Below are 19,235 nucleotides of genomic sequence, written 5' to 3' on the forward strand. Positions count from 1 at the left end.
ATTAGAATTGTGATGGGAAGACTCCTTGCAGAGAAATAATACATTTCAAAGTCAGGAATGGTGGCCTGTTTTCGTGTGCTTGATTTCCCCCTGCCGGATTTACCATAGTAGACTTCATGGTTGTATTGGCTGTAGCATCAGAATATTCTTTATCTAATAATTTTGTATCAGCAGGAAGTGTATTGGTTGGAGTATTTTGGTTTCCTTCAGCCGTTACAGCGTTCACAGTGTGTGAGTGAGAAGGCATTTGTGTTACTAATAAGGTAACAGATTCTGTACCGCCGGTTTGTCCCATTGTGTAATTTGTGGGTCCTCCCGGAGCTTGGCCTTCGTGAACAAGCATTCTTCCTCTCATATCAGGTAATGCAAAAGTGGTCGTTCCGTTTCCTCCATATTGAGTACCTAAAAGAGCAAAAAGTGCCTGGTTTTGTGAAATTGGCAATAATTGTCCGTTACAAGCTGCCCAGTTTTTAGGAACAAAATTATATGGTACGAAAGCTATCTGTCCAAGAAAAGGGTCTGATGCTTGGGCTTTTAAGGTAGGGGTAAATGCCCAGCTGATAAGCAGAGCGCATGCTAATGTAAAGTTTTTCATGATAATCAAGTTTAGTAGTGTAAAGTTAAATAATATTTTACATATTTAGATTATTAAAATAAAAAAACCTTTCAGGGTTAACTGAAAGGTGATATTGTGTTAAGATAATTGATTTATTGATGCAAGTTATCTTTAAAGTCTTCTATCCTGAAATCGGTGAGTGCGTTTCCTTTTTCGATTTTTTCTTTGGAATACAACCGGAAGTCATTTTCAGTTTTTTCCAGAAGATGATCGTAAGGGCCAACGGCTGAAATTAACTTTACTAATACAGGCGAAATTTCAAGACATATAAAAAGTCCCATAATAAAAGTAGCAGCCAATCCAATAATAGCGGAATTTTTCCCTAATTCATCCAACGCCTGCAATCTTGCAGCAAATCCGTTGAATTTATCTTCAAAAGTTTCTGTAGATTTTCTTTCAGTTTCAAGATTGGTATAAACTTTTGAAATTTCTTTATCAAGATAATCGAGTCTTGGAGCAATTTGTTTTTGATAGTTTTCCAAATCCTGTCTGCGCTGTTCTTTAAGCTCTTGTTTTCGTTTTGCATTCGGTCCGAAACCTTCTTTTCCGCTTGTTAAGCCAGATTGTTTTCCTAAAATCTCTTTTTCTAATTCTACAGCAGCAGAATCATATGATTTTTGATATTGAACAACCTTTTCCGAGATTTGTTTCTTTTCCGTTTCGAAAGGGTCGCTTTGTTGAAGAATTCTTCCGTTCATTTCGCCTTGAAGCTGTTTTTTATTTCTCTGAATAATGGTATTCAATTGTTTATTAACCTCTTTTTCGAAAATTTTAAGCTCTAAAGGTTTAGAAATAATAATTCCCAGAAAAGTTGCTAATATTAGACGTGGAATTGCCATTAAGATCTGATTCCACCATGTTCCTGTTTTTTTGATTGATGAAACAATGTAACGGTCAAGATTGAAGATCATCAGTCCCCACAAAATTCCGAAACCGACGGATGCCCAAATATTATCAAATACCGTGAACATTGCATAACCCGCCGAAAGTGTAGCGAAAACAGCAGTGAAAAGTACGATACCTCCGATGCCTGCAAACTTGTTCCATTCACTCGGTGTTTTTCTTAGAATATGGATGTTTCCTCCGGAGCAAACCATCAGAAATTTCTGGAACCAATTGATCTTATGATTCACCTGATTTATAGTTTGTTGATTATTTTTCATTATTGAAAATTTATACAAAAGTAATACTAAAAATCGTACCAATGTTAAAGATAGTATTATGTTTTACCAAGTAAGTCGTTTTTGAAATTTAATTAATTGATAATCAATTTTTTATATTTTTTTATTCCAAGTAGTGTGAATTTTATATAGTTTTTATGATTTTAAAATTTGCATTTTGATAAAAAAATAATAAGTTTGTAGCGAATAACATAATAAAAAGTATATAAATGAAGAGAATTACGATCTTTTGTGCATTAATGATTTTTTTTAATGCATTTTCCCAAGACCAACATAAATTTTGTGGTTTTGACGAAGTAATGAGAAAAATGGACAGCAAATATCCAGATTTAAAGAAAAAAAGAGAGGAAACAGAAGCCAGATTAAGTAGTCTGGATAAGCGATCTTATTTAAATAAATATGGCGCAACAACTTCTTGGAATGGTTTATACACTGGACAGGTCTATGAAATTCCTGTAGTGGTACACGTGATTGAATCTCAGGCTAGTGCAAACGCCAATTTAGCTTTAACAGACCAGGAAATCATAGATTGGATCGACAGAGCAAACAGGATGTATGCTACAACTTTCGGAAATGGGTTTTATGCTGAGGGTACTGGTCCAACAGGCGGTTCAGTAATACCTTTTAAACTTGTATTGGCTAAAAGGTCTCCAAGCTGTACTCCTACAACTGGGATTATAAGATATAACGGCAGTACACTTACATCTTACGATACTTATGGTGTAAAAATGCAGAGTAATAACGGAGTAGCTGATTATGATATTAAAAGTCAATTGGCACCACATTGGCCAGAAACATCTTATTTTAATATTTATGTAGTGACCGGTTTCGACGGACAGCAACAATTATCTTACGGATTAATGGGGTACGCCATGTTCCCGGATAGTTATGATTATAGCTATGAAAGTTTTATGAAGGTTGCTACAATTAAAAATACAAATGATACAACACTTACGCACGAGTTGGGGCATGCATTTGGTCTTTATCATACTTTTCAGGGAGTTAATTATACGAGCCAGACTACTTGCCCGGTAAATAATAACTGTGCAACAGACGGAGACAGAGTTTGTGATACATCACCATCAAGAAGTATGTACGGGGTAACTGTTCCTAATAATACGGCAACAGACCCTTGTACAGGTGTAAATTATGACGGGACACAGTATAATGTAATGAATTATACGAACTCTAACCGTAAATTCACAGACGGGCAAAGAGACAGAGCGATAATGTTAATGATGGAATACAGAAAGAGTTTACTGAATTCTACAGCAGGGAAAGACCCTTCAATTGTTATTCCTACTACAGTTTCTGTTTTGGCAGCACAATGTAACCCGGCAGGAACAGCTCACCCAACAAATAATAATTTTGCTATAGGGCCTTATAGAGTTAATTTCGGATCAATTAGTAGTACGACAAACGGATATGATTCTGATGAGGTTGCACCAATCTATTATGCTGATTATTCCACGGCAACTTGTATAAGACCGGCATATTACACAGATATCAACTCAAATTCTAGTACTCCACTGAAAGTAACTTATCTGAACGGATTTAATCAGGCAGATAAATTCAGAACAAAGGTTTGGATCGATTATAACAACAACGGTACTTTCGAAGATGCTGAATTGGTTGTGAATAATACTTCGGCAACAAATTTAGCATCAGGATCTTCAATAACGCTTACCAATAATATTACTCCACCTGCTTCTGCTGTGAAAAATATATATTTAAGGATGAGAGTTGCGGTAGATGCTGCAACATTTGCTTCAGCAGCCCTTCCTGATTTTACGGCTTGTTCGCAATTGCAATATGGCCAGATGGAAGATTATGCAGTGAAAATTTTAGACGTATTAGGCACTTCTGAGGTTAAAGACAATTCAGATGCTAAAATTGTATATTCTAAAGGAGAAAACAAACTTACATTGGTAGGAAGTAGAAACAACATATTTGGAGATTATCAGATCTATGACCTTAGTGGAAAACTGATCCAAAAAGGAAATTCTAAAACAAATGAAGTTCAAATCAATCAAGAGTTGGTAAAAGGAGCTTACATCATTAATTATTCAGATAAAGATAAAAAAGGATCTAAGAAATTCTTAAATAACTAAATTTACCAGAAGCCTTTTTTAATTAAAGGGCTTCTTTTTTATAATCATATGACATGGAGAAAATTATAAGTATTTTATTGCTGTGCTTATTGATAACTAACTGTCAGTCCCAACAGAAAAAAAAAGAAGTCAAGAATAAGCCTACAATATCCGTAAAAAGTGACGCAGAATATTTTTTAGGAACATGGAAATTTGTAGAAAAAAATTATCTTGATGGAACTGAAAAAAAGATCTATTCACTTCATGAATGCATGAAAAAATACAATCTCGTTTTCGAAAAGGAAAATGGAAATATGTTTTTAACTAAAAATTATGCTACAGGAAAAGACTGTAATATAAAAAGTTCTTCAGGCAAAATTGCAGTTACGATAAATCAGAGTTCTTTTTCTTATTGGGATGCAGATTTAAAGAAACTCGATCAATATAAAATACTGTCTAAAGATAAATTTTCAATTGTATATAGTGATATTCTTGATGGTAAAGTAAGAGATATTGAAGATGTTTATGAAAAGCAAAAGTGATCTTTAAATTGATGATATACAGGTGCTTGGTTGTTTAATTTAAATAATCATATCTTTAAGTATCAAATCACCAAAATCTTTAATTATGAAAAATTTAATCGTACTTTCATTAAGTTCACTTCTATTACTAATTTCGTGTAATAAAGAGAAAACAATTGATGATGAACTAAAAGAAGCTGCAGTCAATATGAATAAACTCACTCCGCAAATTCTAAATGATGGAATAAGGCTTGACAGTGTTTCCGCAGAACCGAATAAAGTTTTTAAATATAATTATACATTGATACAGGATGTAAAAGAAAATGTAACGGAAGAAGAGATCAATACTTTTAAAAAAGAAGCAAAAGAAGGCGCTGTAAATGCGATCAAGACTTCTGCTGATATGCAGGAATTTAGAGATAATGACGTTACATTGAAATATGTTTACTATGACAAAAACGGAAAACCAACAGCCGATTTTTCTGTTACCTCTGAAGAATATAAAAAGAAATAATTTAAACCATAAATAATTAAAAAAATCCGGATGCTTATTTCAGGCGATCCGGATTTTGTTTTAAAAAGCTGTCCCAACCCGTATAGGATTTGTCACTGCTTATGGTTCCTGAATTAAAGTGATGACAGACGGCAACCGCCAGTCCATCGGATGCATCCAGATATTTTGTGGGAAATTCTTTTAGTTTTAATAAACTTTGAAGCATCCCTGCAACTTGTTCTTTGCTGGCATTTCCGTTTCCTGTGATGGCCATTTTTATCTTTTTTGGTGAATATTCTGTGATAGGAATATTTCTGTAAAGGCTTGCCGCCATTGCTACACCTTGCGCACGACCTAATTTAAGCATACTCTGAACGTTTTTTCCAAAGAACGGAGCTTCAAGAGCCACTTCATCAGGGTGATATTCATCGATTAATGCTAAAGTTTTATCAAAGATATATTTAAGCTTAGTTTCGTGGTTCGGATATTTTTTTAATATCAATTCATGAATCGAAACCATCTCCATATTACCTTTCTTAACGGAAATAATACCGAAACCCATAATAGCGGTTCCTGGGTCTATTCCTAAAATTATTTTTTCTGAAATCATCACGTCAAAGATATGACTTTCATTAGTTCTTAACGATGAAAAAATTTAATTGAAATATTAAAATTTTACCAAAAACTTCTTAACTTAAACAAAAAAATAACTATGAAAAACTCATTGATCTTTTTTATGTTCCCGGTCTTTCTGTTTTGTAATTTTTTGCAGATGAAAGACTTACAGGGGAATAGTCGTGTTAGAAATGATAAGTTACTGGAAGCAAAAGACCAAATTGTTTATCTGTTTTTTAAAGTTGAAAAAAATAATTCAGGAGTCGAAAAGATAGTTTTGGAAGACAAAAAAATCATGGAAGGAAGACTAAAGTCAAAACCTTCTTTTGATAGAAATTCTGCTAAAACAGGAGATTTTATTATCTCGTTAAATGATGCAAACGGGAAAGAAATTGTAAAACAAATCGTAGGAGATCCTTTAAATCCTGAATTAGAAAGATTTGATGAAGAAGGAATGAGCAGAAATAAAGTTTCTCTTCAAAATGCAGAATTCAGCGTAAGATATTCTCATTCCGAAGAAATAAAAGTTGTGAGAGTTGAGAAAGTAACAACCGACGGAAGTCAATTATTATTCACCCAAAAACTATAATCATGAAAAAAGCTTTACTTTTCCTGTTTGTCAGCACATTTTGCTTTTCTCAGGTCTTCGATGTAGTTCCGCTTTTGCAGAGCGGATCAAATGATAAAAGAATCAATATTGCAGTTTTAGGGGACGGATTTACGGCTGCCCAACAGACCAATTTTGTTTCTTCGGCACAATCTACAATCAATTATCTTTTCACGAAAAGTCCTTACTCAGAATATAAAAATTATTTTAATGCTTACGGTATAAAAGTAATTTCTGCAGAAACAGGAGTAAAACATCCCGGGACTGCTACAGATGTTACAGAGCCTGTAATTCCTGTTTCTAATCCGAATAATTATCTTGGTTCTTCGTTTGATTTTGGTGTTCACCGATGTATTTACAGTAATTCTACCAATAAAGTAGCGCAGGTTTTGGCAGCCAATCTTCCGGATTATGATATCACTTACGTTCTGGGTAATTCTACAGAATATGGTGGCTGTGGCGGAACATATGCCTTTGCTTCGTTAAATGCTTCTGCTAATGAAATTGTTGTTCATGAATTAGGACATTCATTCGGAAAGCTTGCCGATGAATATTGGTTTTCTGGTACTGGAGAGTCTCCCAATAAAACGCAAAACTCAAATCCGGCAACGATAAAATGGAAAAATTGGGTAGGTGTAAATAGTGTTGGAGTTTATCCTTACACAGAAAGTCCGTCTTGGTTCCGTCCGCATCAAAATTGTGAGATGAGGTATCTGGACAGACAATTTTGTTCTGTTTGTAAAGAACAGATTATTGAAAGAATCCATTCTCTGGTTTCTCCGGTTGATTCTTATACTCCAGTAAACAGCAGTTCTGTAAGTGCAAATACAAATGTAATATTTACAGTGAATGAAATTCTGCCGATTCCAAATACATTGGTCAATTCATGGACATTGAACGGAACAACTCTTGCTTCTACAAGTAATTCTTTAACTCTAACTCCGAGCCAGTTGAATAACGGAAATAATACACTGCTTTTTTCGGTGACGGATAATACAACTTTAGTAAATGTAACCGGTCACAGCACCGTTCACTTTACCAATGTAAGCTGGACACTGAATAAGTCTACTCTTGGAACATCAGAAATAAAGACTGCAGAAAGAAGATTCAGTATTTATCCTAATCCTGCAAACAGTGAATTTTATATTAAAGGAAAACAGGATTTTTCAAAGAATATAAAAGTCTTTTTATATGATGCTTCGGGTAAATTAATTCCTGTGAAATATGAAATGAAGGATTCTTCTACCATATTTGTAGATGTTAATAACTTGATCATTGGAACTTATACCTTAAGTGTAACTCAGGATAAAGAACTAATCATCTCACAAAAAATTATCAAGGAATAATTTTGATTAAATAATAAACTGAATCGGCTACACGGCCGATTTTTTTTGTTTTATAGTTGATTTATCCTAGTTTTTTCTCAGCTATAGGAATCCACTTTCCGTCATGGCGGAGTAATATTATTTTATCAACTAAAAATTTAGTTTTATATTCTTTGTTTTTGTAAACTTCTAATGCTTTAAGATAATTCTCGAAGCTTAAATCTCTGTAACCAACAGTCATATGAGGATTGAAATTATATCTGATAAAATTAAAATGTTGTTTCACTCTGTTGTAAAGTTCAATCAGATGCTCATTACTTTCAGGTTTTATAAAAAGGACAGGGCTTTTATTTGGAAAACCGTCAAATCCATTTAAAGTAATTTCAAATGGTGAAATATTGGTGTCAATTTTTTGAAAAGCGATGTGAATATCTTCTTCTAATTCTATTTCTCTGGAAAATGGAGGAAATAAAGTAATATGAGCATCATTTTTTAATGCTTTTGAGTTGTTATAGTGTAATGCTAAATCCTGCTTAAATATTTTTACCTCATCAATGATCTGTTGAGGCGGATAAATGGCTATGAAATAGAGCTTTTTCATGAGTCTAAATTAAGATTTAAATTATTTTTAAGTTCAACTTTTCAAATAAATTTTGATACATAAGAAAATTATGCATAAGTTTGCTAAGTATAAAAAATGCAGCATTGAAAAAAAATAGTCTTTACAAAGGAACTCTTCAGAATATCATTTTAAAACTGCTTGCAAAAGAAGTTAAGATGTATGGCTACCAAATTACCCAGTACGCAAAAGAGCTGACAAAAGGTGAATTGGAAATGACAGAAGGCGCCCTTTATCCTATCTTACATAAGCTGGAAAGTGAAGAAATGATTATTTCAGAAATTCAAAAGATTAACGGCAGAGACCGTAAATACTATCTTTTAACCGAAAAAGGTAAAAAGCAACAGACTGTACAGGAAAACGAGATGAAAAATTATTTATGTAACCTAAACACAATTTTTAATATATGATAACCTTCTTTCAGGAAAGAGAAATTGAAAAATTTTTATTAGAAAAGAAAATTTCAGGAAATCTTTTAGCAGAAATAAAAGATCATATGATTTCTCAGATTTTAGAACTTCAATGTAGTAAAAAGCATTCCTTTAATGAAGCTTTTGATAAGACAAAACTCAATTGGGGGGAAGATTTAATTTTGGTAAGGAAGAATTTATTCTCGAGACAAAAAATTACTAAAATTGCTTATGAAATCGATAAAGCACAGAATAAAAAGTTGATATTTAAATCAATATTATATGTCTGTGGTTTTACGGTTTTACAGATTTTATTGGCTTATTCTTTAGATAAAAGGATTTACTTGAATGTGTTTTCTATTTTTCTTCTAAGCTTAGCTCTTTCTCCGTTTTTGGTATTGAAAATGTATATTCAGCAAAAAAGATTACAGGCAAAAAATAAAAGTGTTATAATTAATAATTATATCCATCCGATATTTGCTTTTTTTATTGCTTTCTCGCTTAATCAGTTTATTGATTTACCAACAAACGGACTTGGAGTAATTTACGATTACATTAATTTCAATTCGAAAACAGGTATTACAACAGAGATTTTTACAGCTGGTATGCTAAATAGTATTTTTCTTCTTACATTTTTATTGATTTCAATTTTATCTCTAAAAGAAAATATAAGAAGATTAAAACAAGCAGGTAAAATTTATAATTAAGCACGTACAAATGATGACAGCAGAACAGGAAAAACAAATAACAGGTTATCTTATTTTTCAAAAATTGCCTTTGGATATTTTATTTGAGATCAAAGATCATATGATTTCTCAGGTTTTAGAAATTCAGATTAATGATCATTTAGATTTTGATGAAGCTTTTCATAAAGCCAAAAAATTATGGGAAAGTGAATTTAAACTGACAAATTATTATGCATTTTATTCAGAAAAGATTCCTGTCATTGTTAAGAAGATTGTAAAGGAACGATATAATAATATTCTTAAGAAATCACTTTTATTTGGGTTAATCTCTTTTGGAGTTAATCTGATATTAATTTATTTTTCAGATAGTACAGAAACGTATGCGTCATTTTTCAGAGCACAGAACTGTCTGTTTATACTTGCTCCTTTGTTGGTGTTAGCAAGTAACTACAAAATGAGAAAGTATATTAAAAGAGATTTTAAATACAAAGGAAGATTATTTTACACAATGTATCAGCAAAATATGGGATTATTGATGGTATGTACAACTTCAATGGCTCAAATTATTTCAAAGGAAGGAAAGTATACCTATTTGTTTTTTAAAATGGGAGATACAGCAGACATATCTTCTGTTTTGGTTACCATACTATTTCCTTTCATAACTCAGGTAATGATTATTTTTTTTCTAATCAATTTCTTTGAACATAAAAAAACAATTATAAGACTTCAAAATTTTCTTAATCCTTCCGTTGGCTGATGAGGTCTGCTTTCGGGCTGATCATTTCTGTTTTTAAATCAATCACCGTATTTTCAATTCCATCCGTAATTTTCTTTATTTCGATATGTGGTCTGAAAATCGAGCTTTTTCCTTTTTCTTCATCTGCAATATTAGACAAGATAATAACGGAAGTTTTGGTTTCGGGATAATAGATATTCAGAGAAGGGGATCCTTTGATGTATCCGCTATGGAAATAGGCTGTGGGTTTTCCGAGGTTCAGCATAATTCCGTAGCCGTAACCCATTTTTCCAAAGATCTGATGTTGTCTTTCTGAGCTTTTAGCAATGAATTTCTGTAGCGTTTCCGGATTTAAAATTTTCCCACCATACAACGCATTATTCCACGTATGAAGATCCTGAATGGTTGAAAGAATACCTCCTGCGGGAGTGCCGATTTCTTTTCCGCCTAATCTTTTAGGCATATTTTTGATTTCTTCAAAATTTTTGTCATTACCAAGATAAGCTCCGGCAAAATCGGTGCCTTCAAAAACATTTCCTGTTGAAGAACTGTTCATTCCTGCTTTTTTGAATAAATTCAAAGCATTTTCATCATAAGATTTTCCTGAAACCGTTTCAATAATTTTTCCTAATGCATTAAAGCCGTCATTAGAATAGAAAAAATTAGAACCACTTTTGAACATCAATTTTCCTCCAAACAAATTCAATCCTGAAGTATGATTTAAGAGCTGATGAATCGTAATGTTTTCGTATTCTTTGGTCTGAAATTCCTTTAAATATTTTGAAACCTTATCATCAACTTTCAGTTTTCCCTGTTCCATTTCAAGTAATACCATTACTGCGGTAAATTGTTTACTTACAGAACCAATAGCGAAAACTGTATTGTCATCAATCTTGGTTTTAGTTTTAAAATCTGAAAAACCATTTTCTTTTCGATAAAGCTGAACAGAATCTTTGAAGACAGCAACACTTCCATTAAAATTATATTTCTTAAAAACGGAATCTATCTGTTGTTCAAGCAATTTTTTTTCAAAAGCCGTGACCGTAGAATCTATGATTGCGTTTTTGTCAATTGGCTTTGCTGCTATTTGCTTGATTATATTTTTTTCACATGAAATTAAAGTAATCAAAAGGAATAGAATTGTAGAAAAATAATAATTTTTTTGTGTCATTTGGGTGTAAATAATTTTTTAAATCAACATTGTTCCTCAAAAATAAGAAAAACCTCTTAATTTCACTTAAGAGGTTTTGAGTAAATATTATTAATACAAAATTATAAAATATTTTATCTTCCAAGGTAAAGAGCAAATTAAGCTACAAAAGTTTGCAGGTTCTTATTTGACGAATGTAATAAATAGGTCTTCTATTTTTTCATCTGGTGTGAAGACTTTTATGAACGCTTTCGGAATATAGTATACTTCATATTTATTAGAGAAAAGAGATAAACTTTTATTGAATAATTTATAGTCTAATTTTTTTCCTTCTAAGAGAACTAAAGATTTTTCATTCGCGTAAAAACCTTCTGCCGAAATATCTCCATACTGTTTTCTGGCATCGTTTTCTGCAAGATAAATGGCATTTTTTTTGAAGAGTTCTTCCTTATTGAAAATCATTAATCTCCCTTCATAATCATCATCTTCGGGAGTAAATTCCAATAAGTTTTCTGCCTTGATGGATTCTTTTGGAACTTTCAAATTGTAAAAGCCTTTAATATCTGTTTTTGCTGAATAGATTCTTGAGGGGGTAATAAAATGGACGGTCGTTTGGGGGCCAGGTTTGTTTGTTCCTTTAATTAAAACTTTCCCTGAAATAATCATATTTCCGTCACCCGTTTTATCTTCTTCTTTAGTGTTTTCTTTGAAAATTTTGGATTTAGAAAAAACAAATTCTGTTTTAGTTACAGTCTTTGTTTGTGCAGGATAAGAATTAAAAATACTTGCTGTTAAAATAACACCTGCAGCAATTTTAGTAAAAGTAGTTTTTCTAGAATGATGATTTTGTGAAAATGAAATTTTAGGTTGTAAAGAACGGTTTATCTGATTTTTAAAAACAATTCCACAGAATTTTTCACCTTTGTTTTGTTGAATTATATTTAAGATCTCAGAATCATTAAGGTTTGATAAATCCAATACTTTTTTTGAGCATAGATCGCAGAATTTTCCATCAGGAAGATCATGCATTTTTTCTAAAGATTCTTCACAAGGTTTTTCAATTCTCAAAAAAGGTTTCATAATGTGGTTTTAGTTTAGCTAAAAAACGAAAATATTCACATATTATTTTGAGATCAGATCACAAAACCAGAAAACATATTCTTCATGAGCGTCATTTTCTTCAGATTTCGGTTTGGGATATGTTTTCTTTACCGTTTCTCCAATTTCAAACTGAATTGGATTTTTAAAAATAGGTCCGTCAAAAGTAAAGGTGTGAAATTCTCCATTTTCTCCGCAAGGATCAACGTTGTCGGGTAAATCTTGAATGAAATCTTTATCAATAATTCTTCCTGCGAAGCTTTTATCAAGATAAGTTGCATTCACACAAGTCACGATTGTTTTAAAACCAAGATGTAAAAACTCATTGATGAGGTGTGAAGTATTTTGTTCCCAAAGTGGAAAAACGGCTTCCATCCCGATAGATTGTAATTGTTCCTCACGATATTTTCGAAGATCTTCCAAAAAAATATCTCCAAAAATTGAATGTGTATTTCCTCGAGATTTTATTGTATCCATCGTTGAAATCATGATCTCACGATATTGTTCCATAGACGGTTCTTTCGGAATTTCCATTATAGTTAAAGGAATTCCCAGACTTGAAGCTTGTTGTTTCAAAAGATCTACATGAACGCCATGCATAGAAATCCGTTGAAATTCTTCATTTACACTTGTAAGCAGGGAAGTGATTTCAAAACGGTCTTCTTTTAAGGTTTTATACAAGGCAAGAGCGGAGTCTTTTCCGCTGCTCCAGTTAAAGATGGCTTTTGGTTTCATGTGACAAACATAATGAAAAACCTCAAAGAAAATTCCTTGAGGTTTAATTTATAATTGTTGATGCAGTTTGTAGTTAATAATTGTCTACGGCACTGCTGTTACATATTTCTTCTGTACTTGCCACCCACTTCAAACAAAGCATTGGTAATTTGCCCTAAAGAACAGTATTTCACGGCATCCATCATGACGTTAAATAAATTCTGTTGGTTGATGGCAGCGTATTGTAAAGTTTTTAAGGCTGCTTCAGACTTATCTTCATTAGATTTCTGGAAGTTATGAAGCGTTTCAATCTGAACCTGCTTTTCTTCCTCAGTCGAACGGATAACTTCTCCCGGACGAACCGTTGGCGAACCATCTTTTCCAAGGAAAGTATTTACTCCGATGATCGGATATTCTCCCGTATGCTTCAACCATTCATAATGCATCGATTCCTCCTGAATTTTCGAGCGTTGGTACATCGTTTCCATCGCGCCCAAAACTCCACCTCTTTCTGTAATCCTGTCGAATTCTGCATAAACAGCTTCTTCAACAAGATCCGTTAATTCCTCAATAATAAATGAACCTTGCAGTGGATTTTCGTTTTTCGCTAAACCTAATTCTTTATTAATGATCAACTGAATCGCCATCGCTCTTCTTACAGATTGCTCGGTCGGAGTTGTAATCGCCTCATCATATGCATTGGTGTGAAGTGAATTACAGTTATCATAGATTGCATAAAGAGCCTGTAAAGTCGTTCTGATATCATTAAAATCAATTTCCTGAGCGTGAAGAGAACGTCCCGAAGTCTGAATGTGATATTTCAACATCTGGCTTCTTTCGTCTGCACCGTATTTCAGTTTCATTGCTTTTGCCCAGATTCTTCTTGCTACACGTCCGATTACTGAATATTCAGGGTCGATACCGTTGGAGAAGAAGAATGATAAGTTTGGAGCGAAATCATTGATGTCCATTCCTCTTGACAAATAATATTCAACATAAGTGAAACCATTTGCTAAGGTAAATGCCAACTGAGAAACCGGATTTGCACCTGCTTCTGCAATGTGATATCCTGAAATAGAAACCGAGTAGAAGTTTCTAACTTTTTCTGTAATAAAATATTCCTGAACGTCACCCATCAATCTTAAGGCAAATTCAGTAGAGAAAATACAAGTATTCTGAGCCTGGTCTTCTTTTAAAATATCAGCCTGAACGGTACCACGAACGGTTGCTATTGTTTTAGCTTTAATTTCAGCGTAAACTTCAGCAGGAATTACTTCATCTCCCGTGATTCCCAGTAATTTTAAACCTAAACCGTTATTTGATGGCGGCAATTCGCCATTATATTTTGGTCTTTCTAAGCCTTTATCATCGAATTTTGCTTTTAAAGCTTTTTCAACATTCGCTTCAAGCTTATGTTCAGCAATATATTTTTCAACATTTTGGTCAATCGCAGCGTTCATAAAGAAAGCCAGCAACATCGGAGCCGGTCCGTTGATTGTCATTGAAACGGAAGTCATGGCGTTCACCAAATCAAATCCGGAATACAATTTTTTAGCATCATCCAATGTTGCGATAGAAACTCCCGCATTTCCAATTTTACCATAAATATCTGGGGGTAAAGCTGGATCTTGTCCGTATAAAGTCACTGAGTCAAAGGCTGTTGAAAGACGTTTTGCATCCATTTCCGCAGAAACGTAGTGGAATCTTCTGTTAGTTCTTTCTGGTCCTCCTTCTCCGGCAAACATTCTTGTCGGGTCTTCTCCTGTTCTTTTGAAAGGATAAATTCCGGCTGTATAAGGGAATCCTCCGGGAAGGTTTTCCTGACCTTTCCATTTGATCAAATCACCCCAATCGGTATATTTTGGTAAAGATATTTTTGGAATTTTTAAATGGGATAAAGATTCTGTTGAGGTTTCAACTTTAATCTCTTTTCCACGAACGAAATAAGAATAAAACTCAGCTTTGAAAGCCTGTTTCGTATCATCCCAATTTTTCAGGAAATCGATATTTTCCTGTTGAAGATCTTTTTCAGCTTTTTGATATTCTGCATCTAAAGTTTCATTGGAAAGGAATTTTTTTACTCCTTCAATATGATACATTTTTCTTGCTAATTCGGCCTGTTTTTCAACATTAGCGTCGTAAATTCTATTATTTTCAACAATTTCTGATAAATAACGAACTCTTTTTGGAGGAATTATCGTGATGTCTTCAGAAACTTCTTGTTCAACAAAACCTTGCAAGTTTAAGTCAGAGAATTTATCATTTACTTTTTCAACTAATCTATTGTATAAATCAGTTGTTCCGTGGTCGTTAAACTGAGACGCTTTTGTTGCATAAACAGGCATATCATCCAAAGGACTTTCCCACAACAAATGGTTTCTCTGGAACTGTTTTCTAACGGCTTGAAGTGCATCCAAAGCACCACGTTTGTCAGATTTATTTAAAGCAACTAAATCTGCATAATCCAACATGTCAATTTTTTCCAACTGCGTTGAAGCTCCGTATTCAGGAGTCATCACATACATTGAAACATCCGCAAAATCTGATACTTCCGAACCAGATTGCCCGATACCCGAAGTCTCCAAAATGATTACATCAGGACGAGCCAGTTTCAACACATTTAATGCTGAATGAATGAACGGAGAAACAGAAACGTTGTTTTCTCTCGTTGCCATCGAACGCATATAAACTCTAGGATCATTGATCGCGTTCATACGAATTCTGTCACCCAATAATGCACCTCCGGTTTTCTTTTTCGAAGGGTCAATGGAGATAATAGCAATTTTTTTATCTGTATTGGAACGTAAGAAACGTCTTACCAATTCGTCTGTCAATGAAGATTTTCCTGCTCCACCTGTACCTGTGATACCGATGATCGGAATATTTAAATCTTTTGATTTTTCGTCAATCGCTTTTACCAATTCAGGTTTTTCTTCTGAGAAGTTTTCAACTGCAGAAATGATTTTAGCGATGCTTGTAGAGTTTTCGAAACTAATTGAATCTAAATCTTCCGCCGTCACATCTTTACCTGTCGCGAAGTCTGATCTTTTAACCAAATCATCGATCATTCCCTGTAAACCGAGCTCACGCCCGTCGTCCGGAGAATAAATTCTGTCGATTCCGTAAGACATGATATCTTCGATTTCTTCAGGCAGAATGACACCGCCGCCGCCGCCGAAAATTTTGATCTGCGGAGAGTTTTTCTCTCTTAAAAGGTCGTAGATGTATTTAAAATATTCATTATGACCTCCCTGATAAGATGTTAATGCAATCGCGTTGGCATCTTCCTGAATTGCTGTATTTACAACTTCTTCGGCAGATTTATCGTGGCCAAGGTGGATAACTTCGCATCCTGTTCCCTGAATCACACGACGCATGATATTAATAGCTGCATCATGCCCGTCGAATAACGACGCTGCTGTTACAATTCTTACTTTGTTTGTTGGAGTATATTTTTGGGTTTCCATAAAAATCTAGAAAATTTCTGAATTCCAAATATAATAATAAAATAACAACCCGATTTTTATATTTAATTTGTTTTAAATCAAATAATTAAATTTTTTTATAGAATTGACTTTCTCCCAACTGAGCAAACATTCGTTTAGAAATACTAACTAATTTCTTTATTTTTGCATCATATTATATATTGTATGAAAAAGGCTTTGATGTATTTTGCTTTAGGAACGGTTTTGAGTTTCCTTATTAATTATTTTTTTTATAGTTCTAAAAATATCGGTCTTGATATATATTATGCACTGGCTTTCGGAGTTGCGTGGGGGATTGCTTACTATTTAGACACTCCAAATATCAGTCTACCACAAAAATTAGGTTTTTCTTTTGTGGCGATGGGGGCTTTGGTGTTGGTAGGCACATTAATTTTTAGCTTAGAATTGGCAATCCCTTCGATACTTAAATTTTCAATGGTTTTTGTTGCGTATTATTTAATTGCAAGTTTTAAGGGAAGCAAGTCATTAAGAAAATAAAAAAAATGAGACTGTCTTAAAAGGCGGTCTCATTTTATATTTAGTGGATCATAAGGAAGCTTACTAAAGCAAGGCCGACGGCCAAGAGCATAAATGCAAAGAAATTTATGGTGAATAGTATAATTCCAATTATAAAGCTTACTGCTCCATGGGTGTGATAAACCTGGCGATGGGCAATAAAGAAGTACACCATGCTATACAGTGATAAAATTACTGTCAATAAATATAATAGAACATTAATAAACCCAATGTCTACTACGCTGATCAATTTTGCGATTAAGAATATAAATAGAATATTCAGCAAAAGGAAAGAGAAGTAATGTAGTGTGAAGATTCCATGATCGAAATACCACCATTTTTTCTTATTGTGAAAAATCCATAAAAAGAATGCAAACAGCGGAAGATAAATGAAAAGAGCCTTCGGCATATTATGGAAAGATTTTTCCGCCAAATTTTTAGTGATTTCCGCTTTTGTAACACCATTTTCCTTTAATTCGAAGAATTTGTGAGCTAATGGAGTTTGTATAAAGTCCAAAGCTGATGGATTTTTAGCGACTGAAGAGTCGTAGGACTTTCTTGTTCTATATCCTCCAAAATTAACATCTGCATCGATTTTCTTATCCATTTCGAAAGTTTTTTTGAAATCATTTATTTCAGCAGAATCAGATAATAATGTATTAAGTTTCTTAACCGTTGCAGAGTCTTCCTGACTGAGATTTTTTTCAGATTTTATACTGTCAAGTATTTTCTGCGTTTCCGAATCTTTTATTTTGTCAAAAAAACTTGTTTTATTATGATTTTCTGCATCTTTCTTATCTGATAAATTAATATTTATCATCGGAAAAAGAGCAAACATGAAAAAAGTAATGAAACTGACAAAAATATAAAGCTTTACCGGCGGTACAAATTTCTGTCTTTTACCTTCCAAATATATACTTGTAAGCTTTCCCGGCTTTATTAAAAGGTTTTTTAATGTACCCCAAAACTGTCCGTCGTAATGAGTAAAATCCTCGAAAAAATGGGTGAATAGATAATAGAAAGGTTGCCTTGTTTCTGCGTTTTCCTGTCCGCAGTGGGGGCAGAATCTTTCTTCTACATGATGATTGCAGTTTAAACAAGTTTTATCTTCTCTGATTTTTCCGTGGCTCATAGGTATTGAGGGCTTTGCGCAAATATAATTATTTAACTTTAGACCATAATTATATCAATAATCTTTTACGGAAATATTTAAAGAAAAATTAATAAAGCAAGAGTTTGAGTTGTCAAACTCTTTACTTTACACTTGTGTTTTTAGAATTTTCTAAAACGTTTTTTCATCGCGAAACTATTTACAATATTTATGCCAGAGATAATGTACATAGATAAGATCTATTGTATCGTTTGGTCAAAACTTACTTTCAATACTTTATCTAAAATATACTTTCGGGTTACAAAATTAATTTGTACCTTTGCACACCCTTATGGGGAAAATTATGTTTAATCTTTAACTAAAACGTGTGAATACATTAAGTTACAAAACTGTTTCAGCGAACAAAGCTACTGCTAATAAAGAATGGGTTGTGGTAGACGCTGAAGGACAGCCGTTAGGAAGACTAGCTTCTACGGTTGCAAAGATTTTGAGAGGTAAGCACAAAACAAACTTTACACCTCACGTAGATTGTGGTGATAACGTTATTGTTTTGAATGCTGGGAAAGTTACTCTTTCCGGAAACAAGTGGAACGATAAGACTTATATCTGGCATACAGGTTATCCTGGAGGTCAAAAGTCTATGACTGCAGCTGAACTTCAAAAGAAAGATTCTTTAAAAGTATTAGAAAAATCTGTAAAAGGTATGTTACCTAAAAACAGATTAGGATCTGCTTTATTGAAGAACCTTTACTTATATGAAGGAACTGAGCACAAACATGAAGCTCAACAGCCTGCAACAATTAATGTTAACGAATTTAAATAATTAATATGTCTATAGTTCACAAAATCGGAAGAAGAAAAACTTCTGTAGCGAGAGTTTATGTAAAACCAGGTTCTGGAATCATTACAGTAAACGGTAAAGAGGCTGCAACTTATTTCTCTACAGACGTTATGGTTTATAAATTAAACCAACCGTTTATCCTTTCTGAAACTGTTGGTCAGTATGACGTTACCGTAAATGTTTTCGGTGGTGGTAATACAGGTCAGGCAGAAGCTATCAGATTAGGTATTTCAAGAGCTTTATGTGAAATCAATGCTGAATTCAGATTAGCTTTAAAACCTGCTGGTTTACTTACGAGAGATGCAAGAATGGTGGAAAGAAAGAAGCCAGGTCAGAAAAAAGCAAGAAAGAGATTCCAATTCTCAAAACGTTAAAAAAGCGTATGGCTATTGGCTTATGGCGGATAGCTTTAGAAAAATTT

Annotated in this window: 20 protein-coding genes; 11 read left to right on the forward strand and 9 right to left on the reverse strand. The window is 33.4% G+C overall.

Annotated elements, in window-relative coordinates; genetic code table 11:
- Nucleotide 1: 1 nt before the first annotated feature.
- Both BT156_RS14345 and BT156_RS14350 read right to left on the reverse strand, forming a co-directional pair.
- Nucleotides 2-595: a phage tail protein gene (locus BT156_RS14345; protein WP_072411029.1), complete on the reverse strand. Its 594-nt coding sequence runs from the start codon at nt 593-595 to the stop codon at nt 2-4.
- A gap of 113 nt (nt 596-708) precedes the next feature.
- The gene (locus BT156_RS14350; RefSeq protein ID WP_072411030.1) at nt 709-1,779 is read right to left on the reverse strand and encodes a DUF4407 domain-containing protein; all 1,071 of its coding nucleotides are present in this window, start codon (nt 1,777-1,779) and stop codon (nt 709-711) included.
- Between the two features lie 227 nt (nt 1,780-2,006).
- On the opposite strand from BT156_RS14350, the gene BT156_RS14355 reads away from it, so the two are divergent.
- The 3 genes from BT156_RS14355 (at nt 2,007) to BT156_RS14365 (ending at nt 4,922) form a co-directional block, all read left to right on the forward strand.
- Entirely contained in the window at nt 2,007-3,908 is a 1,902-nt protein-coding gene (locus BT156_RS14355; protein WP_072411031.1) for a zinc-dependent metalloprotease, read from the forward strand.
- A 53-nt stretch (nt 3,909-3,961) separates the two neighbouring features.
- Nucleotides 3,962-4,429 carry a DUF6705 family protein gene (locus tag BT156_RS14360; protein ID WP_072411032.1) on the forward strand — a complete coding sequence of 156 codons (468 nt, stop codon included), beginning with the start codon at nt 3,962-3,964 and terminating at the stop codon, nt 4,427-4,429.
- Nucleotides 4,430-4,514: 85 nt separating this feature from the next.
- Nucleotides 4,515-4,922, forward strand: coding sequence for a hypothetical protein (locus BT156_RS14365; protein ID WP_072411033.1), 408 nt, complete (start codon nt 4,515-4,517; stop codon nt 4,920-4,922).
- 34 nt (nt 4,923-4,956) lie between these two features.
- Here the strand turns inward: BT156_RS14365 and ruvC are convergent, their stop codons facing one another.
- Nucleotides 4,957-5,511, reverse strand: a complete 555-nt coding sequence (gene ruvC, locus BT156_RS14370) for a crossover junction endodeoxyribonuclease RuvC (RefSeq protein WP_072411035.1) — start codon at nt 5,509-5,511, stop codon at nt 4,957-4,959.
- 162 nt (nt 5,512-5,673) lie between these two features.
- Between ruvC and BT156_RS14375 the strand changes: the two genes are divergently transcribed.
- Nucleotides 5,674-6,105, forward strand: coding sequence for a hypothetical protein (locus BT156_RS14375; RefSeq protein ID WP_139255485.1), 432 nt, complete (start codon nt 5,674-5,676; stop codon nt 6,103-6,105).
- 2 nt (nt 6,106-6,107) lie between these two features.
- Complete coding sequence (locus BT156_RS14380) at nt 6,108-7,469, forward strand: M64 family metallopeptidase (protein ID WP_072411038.1); 1,362 nt, start codon at nt 6,108-6,110, stop codon at nt 7,467-7,469.
- A 61-nt stretch (nt 7,470-7,530) separates the two neighbouring features.
- Here BT156_RS14380 and BT156_RS14385 read toward each other — a convergent pair whose 3' ends face one another.
- On the reverse strand, nt 7,531-8,049 hold the full coding sequence (locus BT156_RS14385; protein WP_072411039.1) for a 2'-5' RNA ligase family protein: 519 nt from the start codon (nt 8,047-8,049) through the stop codon (nt 7,531-7,533).
- Between the two features lie 104 nt (nt 8,050-8,153).
- On the opposite strand from BT156_RS14385, the gene BT156_RS14390 reads away from it, so the two are divergent.
- Genes BT156_RS14390 through BT156_RS14400 form a run of 3 tightly spaced genes read left to right on the forward strand, consistent with a single transcriptional unit; the run spans nt 8,154 to nt 9,920 of the window.
- Nucleotides 8,154-8,477 (forward strand): PadR family transcriptional regulator, encoded by a 324-nt coding sequence (locus tag BT156_RS14390; protein WP_072411164.1) that lies wholly within the window; start codon nt 8,154-8,156, stop codon nt 8,475-8,477.
- Nucleotides 8,474-9,184 (forward strand): hypothetical protein, encoded by a 711-nt coding sequence (locus BT156_RS14395; protein WP_072411040.1) that lies wholly within the window; start codon nt 8,474-8,476, stop codon nt 9,182-9,184. Before BT156_RS14390 ends, BT156_RS14395 begins: the two co-directional genes overlap by 4 nt.
- 10 nt (nt 9,185-9,194) lie before the next feature.
- Entirely contained in the window at nt 9,195-9,920 is a 726-nt protein-coding gene (locus tag BT156_RS14400) for a hypothetical protein (protein WP_139255486.1), read from the forward strand.
- Here the strand turns inward: BT156_RS14400 and BT156_RS14405 are convergent.
- The 4 genes from BT156_RS14405 to BT156_RS14420 all read right to left on the reverse strand — a co-directional run bounded on the left by BT156_RS14405 (nt 9,901) and on the right by BT156_RS14420 (nt 16,328).
- Complete coding sequence (locus tag BT156_RS14405) at nt 9,901-11,070, reverse strand: serine hydrolase domain-containing protein (protein ID WP_072411042.1); 1,170 nt, start codon at nt 11,068-11,070, stop codon at nt 9,901-9,903. The genes BT156_RS14400 and BT156_RS14405 overlap by 20 nt on opposite strands.
- A gap of 162 nt (nt 11,071-11,232) precedes the next feature.
- The gene (locus BT156_RS14410; RefSeq protein WP_072411043.1) at nt 11,233-12,129 is read right to left on the reverse strand and encodes a hypothetical protein; all 897 of its coding nucleotides are present in this window, start codon (nt 12,127-12,129) and stop codon (nt 11,233-11,235) included.
- Between the two features lie 42 nt (nt 12,130-12,171).
- The gene (locus BT156_RS14415) at nt 12,172-12,882 is read right to left on the reverse strand and encodes a Dph6-related ATP pyrophosphatase (protein WP_072411044.1); all 711 of its coding nucleotides are present in this window, start codon (nt 12,880-12,882) and stop codon (nt 12,172-12,174) included.
- 98 nt (nt 12,883-12,980) lie between these two features.
- Nucleotides 12,981-16,328, reverse strand: coding sequence for a methylmalonyl-CoA mutase family protein (locus BT156_RS14420; RefSeq protein WP_072411045.1), 3,348 nt, complete (start codon nt 16,326-16,328; stop codon nt 12,981-12,983).
- Nucleotides 16,329-16,511: 183 nt separating this feature from the next.
- Here BT156_RS14420 and BT156_RS14425 point away from each other — a divergent pair, with 183 nt between their 5' ends.
- Nucleotides 16,512-16,844 carry a hypothetical protein gene (locus tag BT156_RS14425; protein WP_072411046.1) on the forward strand — a complete coding sequence of 111 codons (333 nt, stop codon included), beginning with the start codon at nt 16,512-16,514 and terminating at the stop codon, nt 16,842-16,844.
- 40 nt (nt 16,845-16,884) lie between these two features.
- Here BT156_RS14425 and BT156_RS14430 read toward each other — a convergent pair whose 3' ends face one another.
- The gene (locus tag BT156_RS14430) at nt 16,885-17,994 is read right to left on the reverse strand and encodes a DUF3667 domain-containing protein (protein WP_072411047.1); all 1,110 of its coding nucleotides are present in this window, start codon (nt 17,992-17,994) and stop codon (nt 16,885-16,887) included.
- Nucleotides 17,995-18,340: 346 nt separating this feature from the next.
- On the opposite strand from BT156_RS14430, the gene rplM reads away from it, so the two are divergent.
- Both rplM and rpsI read left to right on the forward strand, forming a co-directional pair.
- Entirely contained in the window at nt 18,341-18,796 is a 456-nt protein-coding gene (rplM, locus tag BT156_RS14435; protein ID WP_066754694.1) for a 50S ribosomal protein L13, read from the forward strand.
- A 5-nt stretch (nt 18,797-18,801) separates the two neighbouring features.
- Nucleotides 18,802-19,188, forward strand: coding sequence for a 30S ribosomal protein S9 (gene rpsI, locus BT156_RS14440; RefSeq protein WP_054511446.1), 387 nt, complete (start codon nt 18,802-18,804; stop codon nt 19,186-19,188).
- Nucleotides 19,189-19,235: the final 47 nt, after the last annotated feature.

It is taken from the genome of Chryseobacterium limigenitum, from assembly GCF_900114875.1.
Classification (GTDB): Bacteria; Bacteroidota; Bacteroidia; order Flavobacteriales; family Weeksellaceae; genus Chryseobacterium; species Chryseobacterium limigenitum.

Excerpts from the sequence above, each read along its gene's own strand:
- BT156_RS14345 (WP_072411029.1), bottom strand. The coding sequence starts at position 595 with ATGAAAAACTTTACATTAGCATGCGCTCTGCTTATCAGCTGGGCATTT.
- BT156_RS14350 (WP_072411030.1), bottom strand. The coding sequence starts at position 1,779 with ATGAAAAATAATCAACAAACTATAAATCAGGTGAATCATAAGATCAAT.
- BT156_RS14355 (WP_072411031.1), top strand. The coding sequence starts at position 2,007 with ATGAAGAGAATTACGATCTTTTGTGCATTAATGATTTTTTTTAATGCA.
- BT156_RS14360 (WP_072411032.1), top strand. The coding sequence starts at position 3,962 with ATGGAGAAAATTATAAGTATTTTATTGCTGTGCTTATTGATAACTAAC.
- BT156_RS14365 (WP_072411033.1), top strand. The coding sequence starts at position 4,515 with ATGAAAAATTTAATCGTACTTTCATTAAGTTCACTTCTATTACTAATT.
- ruvC (WP_072411035.1), bottom strand. The coding sequence starts at position 5,511 with ATGATTTCAGAAAAAATAATTTTAGGAATAGACCCAGGAACCGCTATT.
- BT156_RS14375 (WP_139255485.1), top strand. The coding sequence starts at position 5,674 with ATGAAAGACTTACAGGGGAATAGTCGTGTTAGAAATGATAAGTTACTG.
- BT156_RS14380 (WP_072411038.1), top strand. The coding sequence starts at position 6,108 with ATGAAAAAAGCTTTACTTTTCCTGTTTGTCAGCACATTTTGCTTTTCT.
- BT156_RS14385 (WP_072411039.1), bottom strand. The coding sequence starts at position 8,049 with ATGAAAAAGCTCTATTTCATAGCCATTTATCCGCCTCAACAGATCATT.
- BT156_RS14395 (WP_072411040.1), top strand. The coding sequence starts at position 8,474 with ATGATAACCTTCTTTCAGGAAAGAGAAATTGAAAAATTTTTATTAGAA.
- BT156_RS14400 (WP_139255486.1), top strand. The coding sequence starts at position 9,195 with ATGATGACAGCAGAACAGGAAAAACAAATAACAGGTTATCTTATTTTT.
- BT156_RS14405 (WP_072411042.1), bottom strand. The coding sequence starts at position 11,070 with ATGACACAAAAAAATTATTATTTTTCTACAATTCTATTCCTTTTGATT.
- BT156_RS14410 (WP_072411043.1), bottom strand. The coding sequence starts at position 12,129 with ATGAAACCTTTTTTGAGAATTGAAAAACCTTGTGAAGAATCTTTAGAA.
- BT156_RS14415 (WP_072411044.1), bottom strand. The coding sequence starts at position 12,882 with ATGAAACCAAAAGCCATCTTTAACTGGAGCAGCGGAAAAGACTCCGCT.
- BT156_RS14420 (WP_072411045.1), bottom strand. The coding sequence starts at position 16,328 with ATGGAAACCCAAAAATATACTCCAACAAACAAAGTAAGAATTGTAACA.
- BT156_RS14425 (WP_072411046.1), top strand. The coding sequence starts at position 16,512 with ATGAAAAAGGCTTTGATGTATTTTGCTTTAGGAACGGTTTTGAGTTTC.
- BT156_RS14430 (WP_072411047.1), bottom strand. The coding sequence starts at position 17,994 with ATGAGCCACGGAAAAATCAGAGAAGATAAAACTTGTTTAAACTGCAAT.
- rpsI (WP_054511446.1), top strand. The coding sequence starts at position 18,802 with ATGTCTATAGTTCACAAAATCGGAAGAAGAAAAACTTCTGTAGCGAGA.